The sequence below is a fragment of the Gluconobacter sp. P1D12_c genome, from assembly GCF_018812105.1.
Lineage (GTDB): Bacteria > Pseudomonadota > Alphaproteobacteria > Acetobacterales > Acetobacteraceae > Gluconobacter > Gluconobacter oxydans_A.
In genome coordinates this window covers 1-394 of the sequence record NZ_JACSIQ010000692.1, presented here as the reverse complement: position 1 = coordinate 394, position 394 = coordinate 1, and the positions used below count along the sequence as shown (strand labels likewise).

Below are 394 nucleotides of genomic sequence, written 5' to 3'. Positions count from 1 at the left end.
GTCCGTAATGGGACCAGAGCCCAGGGGACAGGTCGAGCTGCCGCGCAACAAATGACAGAATGGGAGCCGGTGGTGTTTCACCAGATTCCAGCACCCGTCCCGGCCAGCGCATGGAGAGCAGGACCATCGTGAAACCCAATCGGGASGATTCTCCGCGGCGGGTTGCGATCAGATCGAAGTCATCCTGGCTGAGTGTAAAATGTCTCGTGATGTCGCGATCATCGACAGAAGGCTCGTAATGTCGGGCGAGAGCTTCACGGGTCAGAAGACGGCGCCGCGCCATGATCGGATGTCTCCTTCATGTGTCCGGAAGGGGATCGTTGGACGGACTGTCCCGGACAAGTGCAACACGTCATGGAATACAGCCGTGTGCTGTGTCTCATAAAGGTGGTAC

1 protein-coding gene is annotated in these 394 nt (G+C 58.0%); it reads right to left on the bottom strand.

What is annotated here, in order from left to right; genetic code table 11:
* Positions 1-283: DUF4158 domain-containing protein (locus KP705_RS18765; protein ID WP_215765399.1), on the bottom strand; the 283-nt coding region annotated here is incomplete at its 3' end.
* Positions 284-394 lie beyond the last annotated feature (111 nt).